We start from the raw sequence: 5,594 nt of genomic DNA, 5'->3' as shown, positions 1-5,594 counted from the left end.
GACTTCAGTGCACTGACGGTGGAAAGCGTGAATCGGGTTGTTGCGAAGATCAATTTACGACCACGCAAACGCTTGGGCTGGAAGACACCGTACGAAGTGTATGCAGGGGTGAGCGTTGCACTTATGAGTTGAATTCAGGATGCGCCAGATTACTTTCAGCGTTTAAGCATAGGCTTATACGCCCTGCCCCGCGAAGCTCGCTACAGTAGCCCGTCATTCCACTAGCGAACTGACCCAGGAGCCGTTATGAGCATTAGCCGATACGAAACCACCGCACGCATGAGCCGAGTTGTGGTGCATAACCAGACCGCCTATTTATGCGGGCAGGTGGCTGAAGACCGCAGCGCCGCAATTGCGGAACAAACGCGCACCATGCTGGCCAAGGTCGACACATTACTGGCGTCGGTCGGCAGCAATCGCCAACAGATTCTCTCCGCCACCATCTACCTGAAAGACATGAGCCTGTTCGCCGAGATGAACAGCGTGTGGGACAACTGGGTACCGTCAGGCTTCGCCCCCGCGCGCGCCTGTGTAGAAGCCGCGATGGCCAGCCCTGAACTGCTGGTAGAAATCTCCGTAATTGCTGCCGTCGGTGGTTGATTGCAGGCCAACAGTTGCGCGGACGTTGAGCCTGGACTCGATGGATCGCAGGGCGGTCCGGGCCGATCAACCATGGTGGGCGAGTGTCAGCCTAATGAGCGTGGCTTGCCCCAGATCAAGCGGGCGGGCATAACGGCTGCACTTGGGCTTTGCACTGTGGCCCCGCTCCGCTACCCTCGCTACATACCTCAGCGCAAGAAGGATCTCCCCATGTTTCGCATCACCGCCCTCGTTGCCGGCCTGGCCCTGTCTGCCAGCGCCTTCGCCCTGTCGCTCGCCGACCTGACCCAGCAGGACGCCAGCGGCGGACTCAAGGACGCCTTGATCCAGGGCGCCCAGGTGGCAGTCAAGCAATTAGGCGCGCCTGGTGGTTTCAGCAACAACCCAGAGGTGCGCATCGAGTTGCCGGGCAACCTCGGCAAGGCGGCGAAAACCATGAAAATGATGGGCATGGGCGCCCAGGTGAACCAGCTCGAAACCAGCATGAACAAGGCTGCCGAAGCCGCCGTACCCCAGGCCCAGGCGCTACTGGTGGATGCGGTGAAGAAGATGACCGTGCAAGACGCCAAGAGCATCCTCGCCGGCCCGCAGGATTCAGCCACCCAATACCTTAACAAGAGCAGCCGCGAGCAGATCCGCGCGCGCTTCCTGCCAATCGTCAAGCAGGCCACCGACCAGGTTGGCCTGGCTAAGCAGTACAACACCTTCGCCAGCCAGGCCGCGAGCTTCGGGGTACTCGACGCGAAGAACGCCAATATTGAAAACTACGTCACCGAGCAGGCGCTGGACGGCCTGTTCGCGATGATCGCAGAGCAGGAAGCCAATATTCGCCAGAACCCGGCAGGCGCGGCGACCAGCTTGGCGAAGAAGGTATTTGGCGCGCTGTAAGTGGTCAAAGGGCCTGCAAAGAGCGAGCGGATGGCTACGCGTGCGCGCCCTTACCCGCGATGTTCACAACCGCTCAACGCAGGAACTCTACAACCTGGTCGGCCTCGAATGGCCAGTTGAGTTCAGCCCCGGTATCGCAACGCCGCAATACGGGGATGCGCAGGGCATAGCGCTCAAGCCAGTCTTCGCGTTCGACAATATCGACCAGTTCAACCAGCAAACCATGCTCGACAAAAGGCATCAGCATCGCCTCAGCCACATCACACAAATGACAGCCAAGGGTACCGAACAGTTGGCATTCAGGGAGCATCCGCAGGCCTCCGTAGGTTAAAGGTTAAGCGCCATGCCCGGGCGCTTGCAGCGGCAGCGAAGCCCAGCCCCGGCGCTCACGGCAAGGCGCAGTAGGCAAACGTATTCTTCACAAGCGCCTATGTCACCTTGCCTGCGATGTGTTTACTGCACCAATTCCTGGTCGCTGAACATGTCACTGAACAGCATGCTGCTCAGGTAGCGCTCACCCGAGTCGGGCAGGATGACCACAATAGTCTTGCCTTGCATGGCGGGCTCGGCGGCGATGCGCAGGGCTGCAGCCATGGCAGCGCCGCAGGAGATGCCGCAGAGGATGCCTTCTTCACGCATCAAGCGCAGTGCCACGGCCTTGGAGTCCTCATCGCTGACCTGTTCGACGCGGTCGACCATGGTCAAATCGAGGTTGTTCGGCACAAAGCCGGCGCCGATGCCCTGGATCTTGTGCGGGCTGGGCTTGACCTCCTCACCGGCGATGGTCTGGCTGATCACCGGCGAACTGATCGGCTCAACCGCCACCGAGAGCAGCGCCTTACCCTGAGTCAGCTTGATATAACGCGACACACCCGTGATCGTACCGCCAGTGCCGACGCCCGAAACCAGCACATCGACCGCGCCATCAGTGTCGTTCCAGATTTCCGGACCGGTGGTTTTTTCGTGGATTGCCGGGTTGGCCGGGTTGTTGAACTGTTGCGGCATAAAGTACGTGGTGGCATCGGAAGCGGCTATTTCAGCGGCGCGTTCGATGGCCCCTTTCATGCCTTTGGCCGGCTCGGTCAGAACCAGTTCGGCGCCCAGGGCTTTTAACACCTTGCGCCGCTCCAGGCTCATGGACGCAGGCATGGTCAACAGCAACTGGTAGCCGCGCGCAGCAGCAACGAACGCCAGGCCGATGCCGGTGTTGCCCGAAGTAGGCTCGACGATGGTCATGCCCGGCTTGAGTACGCCACGCTCCTCCGCGTCCCAGACCATGCTGGCGCCGATCCGGCATTTCACCGAATAGGCCGGGTTGCGCCCTTCGATCTTGGCCAGGATGGTCACGCCTGGGGGGCCGAGGCGATTTATCTTCACCAGCGGGGTATTGCCGATGGTGTGTGCGTTGTCTGCGAAAATGCGGCTCATGGCGGTGTCCTTGCAAGTGAGTTGCCGGATAAGCCCACAAGCCTATGTCGCACGCGGGCAAGCGTCCAGTGCAGCGAAGATCAACAGAGGCAACAGGCCTGTCGCCTGACGTACAAAACGTGACCCGCCATTCAGTGACTGAATGGCGCGTCTGCGTTCACAGTCACCGAGGCTGCGCGGTATAGTCGCTTTTTTAAATACTGAACCCGCGGGTATTACCCTGCACGCTACCGTTCGAGGATTTACCGATGAAGTTCGAAGGCACCCAGTCGTACGTCGCCACCGACGACCTCAAGCTGGCGGTCAACGCCGCAATTACCCTGGAGCGTCCGCTGCTGGTAAAAGGCGAACCGGGCACCGGCAAGACCATGCTCGCCGAACAGTTGGCCGAGTCCTTCGGCGCCAAGTTGATCACCTGGCATATCAAGTCCACCACCAAGGCCCACCAGGGCCTGTACGAGTACGATGCGGTCAGCCGCCTGCGCGATTCGCAACTGGACCCGGACAAGGTCAACGAGGTGCGCAACTACATCAAGAAGGGCAAGCTGTGGGAAGCCTTCGAGAGCGAGGAGCGGGTGATCCTGCTGATCGACGAAATCGACAAGGCCGACATCGAGTTCCCCAACGACCTGCTGCAAGAACTCGACAAGATGGAGTTCTACGTTTACGAAACCGACGAGACGATCAAAGCGAAAAAACGCCCGATCATCATCATCACCTCGAACAACGAGAAGGAACTGCCGGACGCCTTCCTGCGTCGCTGCTTCTTCCACTACATCGCCTTCCCCGATCGCGCGACCCTGCAGAAGATCGTCGATGTGCACTACCCCAACATCAAGAAAGACCTGGTGGCCGAAGCGCTGGATGTGTTCTTCGACGTGCGCAAGGTCCCGGGCCTGAAGAAGAAGCCGTCCACCAGCGAACTGGTCGACTGGCTCAAACTGCTGATGGCCGACAACATCGGCGAAGCCGTGCTGCGCGAACGTAATCCGACCAAAGCCATCCCGCCACTGGCCGGCGCGCTGGTGAAGAATGAACAGGACGTGCAACTGCTTGAGCGCCTGGCCTTCATGAGCCGCCGCGCCAACCGCTAAGGCTGCACAGATCTCGACTTGTAGGAGCCAGCTTGCTGGCGATCAATGGCATCCGCAGCGCGCCGGATCGCCAGCAAGCTGGCTCCTACATAGAGCGCCCCGACCGGGGAATGATTCTGCAAGTGAGGACGCAGCCATGCTGCTCAACCTGTTTAATGAAATGCGCGCCGCCAAGGTGCCGGTGTCGGTGCGCGAGCTGCTCGACCTGATCAACGCGTTGAAGCACAACGTGGTGTTCGCCGACATGGACGAGTTCTACTACCTCGCCCGCGCGATACTGGTCAAGGACGAACGTCATTTCGACAAGTTCGACCGGGCGTTTGGGGCCTACTTCAAGGGCCTGGAAAATCTCAACCAACACATCGAGGCCTTGATCCCCGATGAATGGCTACGCAAGGAATTCGAGCGTTCGCTGACCGATGAGGAACGCGCCAAGATCGAATCCCTAGGCGGCCTGGACAAGCTGATCGAGGAATTCAAGAAGCGCCTCGAAGAGCAGAAGGAACGCCACGCCGGTGGCAACAAGTGGATCGGCACCGGCGGCACCAGCCCGTTCGGCTCCGGCGGCTTCAACCCGGAAGGCATTCGCGTGGGTGATGCCGGCAAGCGCCAGGGCAAGGCGGTCAAGGTCTGGGATCAGCGCGAGTACAAGAACCTCGACGATCAGGTCGAGTTGGGCACGCGCAATATCAAGGTGGCCCTGCGCCGCCTGCGCAAGTTTGCTCGCCAGGGCGCGCAGGACGAACTGGATCTGGGCGGTACCATCGACCACACAGCCAAGGACGGCGGCCTGCTGAATATCCAGATGCGCCCGGAACGGCGCAATGCGGTGAAATTGCTGATTCTGTTCGACATCGGCGGCTCGATGGACGCCCATGTAAAGGTCTGCGAAGAGCTGTTCAGCGCCTGCAAGACCGAGTTCAAGCACATGGAGTATTTCTACTTCCATAACTGCGTGTACGAGTCAGTGTGGAAGAACAACCTGCGCCGCAGCTCCGAGCGCTTCTCCACTCAGGACCTGCTGAACAAATACGGCGCCGACTACAAGGTGGTGTTTGTCGGCGATGCAGCCATGGCTCCCTACGAAATCACCCAGGCCGGCGGCAGCGTCGAGCACTGGAACGAAGAACCTGGCTACGTATGGATCAAGCGCTTTATGGAGAAGTACAAGAAGCTTATCTGGATCAATCCCTACCCCAAGGACACCTGGAGCTACACCGCCTCAACCAACCTCATGCGCGAACTACTGGAAGACAAGATGTACCCGCTGACGCTGCAAGGATTGGAAGATGGCATGAAGTTCCTCTCCAAGTAGGCACATGCCTGCGAGATAAGAGGCCTCGATCAAATCCGGGAAATTGATCGCCTGTTCAACCGCTCCCGGATGGCGCTTGGGCTTATCCAGGCTACGGTATCGCACTCCGGCATGCCGGCAATGCGCAACTGTAGCCCAATGAAATGGACTCCCCCCTCCTACGGCGTCTATGCGCCAGACTAGAGTTGTCAAAACAAAAGTCACGAAGGGAGGAGTCACCATGAAATTTAAGCGAATTGGTGTCGATTTGGCAAAGCAGGTGTTCCAGG

The 5,594-nt window shown here is 59.4% G+C and carries 6 protein-coding genes and 1 pseudogene; 5 read left to right on the top strand and 2 right to left on the bottom strand.

All coding sequences use genetic code 11. The features are described 5' to 3' along the window. The 3 genes and pseudogenes from Q8K09_RS02775 to Q8K09_RS02765 form a co-directional block, all read left to right on the top strand. Positions 1-132 (top strand): annotated as a pseudogene (locus tag Q8K09_RS02775) (IS30 family transposase); the annotation flags it as partial. A gap of 114 nt (positions 133-246) precedes the next feature. Beyond that, a complete protein-coding gene (locus Q8K09_RS02770) occupies positions 247-600 on the top strand; it encodes a RidA family protein (RefSeq protein WP_305253497.1) in 354 nt (117 codons plus the stop codon). 210 nt (positions 601-810) lie between these two features. Continuing rightward, on the top strand, positions 811-1,488 hold the full coding sequence (locus Q8K09_RS02765) for a DUF4197 domain-containing protein (protein WP_305253496.1): 678 nt from the start codon (positions 811-813) through the stop codon (positions 1,486-1,488). Between the two features lie 73 nt (positions 1,489-1,561). Here the strand turns inward: Q8K09_RS02765 and Q8K09_RS02760 are convergent, their stop codons facing one another. Beyond that, on the bottom strand, positions 1,562-1,798 hold the full coding sequence (locus Q8K09_RS02760) for a glutaredoxin family protein (RefSeq protein ID WP_305253495.1): 237 nt from the start codon (positions 1,796-1,798) through the stop codon (positions 1,562-1,564). Between the two features lie 143 nt (positions 1,799-1,941). Next, on the bottom strand, positions 1,942-2,916 hold the full coding sequence (gene cysK, locus Q8K09_RS02755; protein WP_305253494.1) for a cysteine synthase A: 975 nt from the start codon (positions 2,914-2,916) through the stop codon (positions 1,942-1,944). 248 nt (positions 2,917-3,164) lie between these two features. Between cysK and Q8K09_RS02750 the strand changes: the two genes are divergently transcribed. Continuing rightward, complete coding sequence (locus Q8K09_RS02750) at positions 3,165-4,010, top strand: MoxR family ATPase (RefSeq protein WP_305253493.1); 846 nt, start codon at positions 3,165-3,167, stop codon at positions 4,008-4,010. Positions 4,011-4,146: 136 nt separating this feature from the next. Continuing rightward, entirely contained in the window at positions 4,147-5,325 is a 1,179-nt protein-coding gene (locus Q8K09_RS02745; RefSeq protein WP_305253492.1) for a VWA domain-containing protein, read from the top strand. The last annotated feature ends 269 nt before the right edge of the window (positions 5,326-5,594 follow it).

This window comes from Pseudomonas sp., assembly GCF_030683065.1.
In the GTDB taxonomy this organism is placed as follows: Bacteria; Pseudomonadota; Gammaproteobacteria; order Pseudomonadales; family Pseudomonadaceae; genus Aquipseudomonas.
Note: the sequence above shows the minus strand (reverse complement) of the source record. Positions and strands in the feature narration are given on the sequence as shown.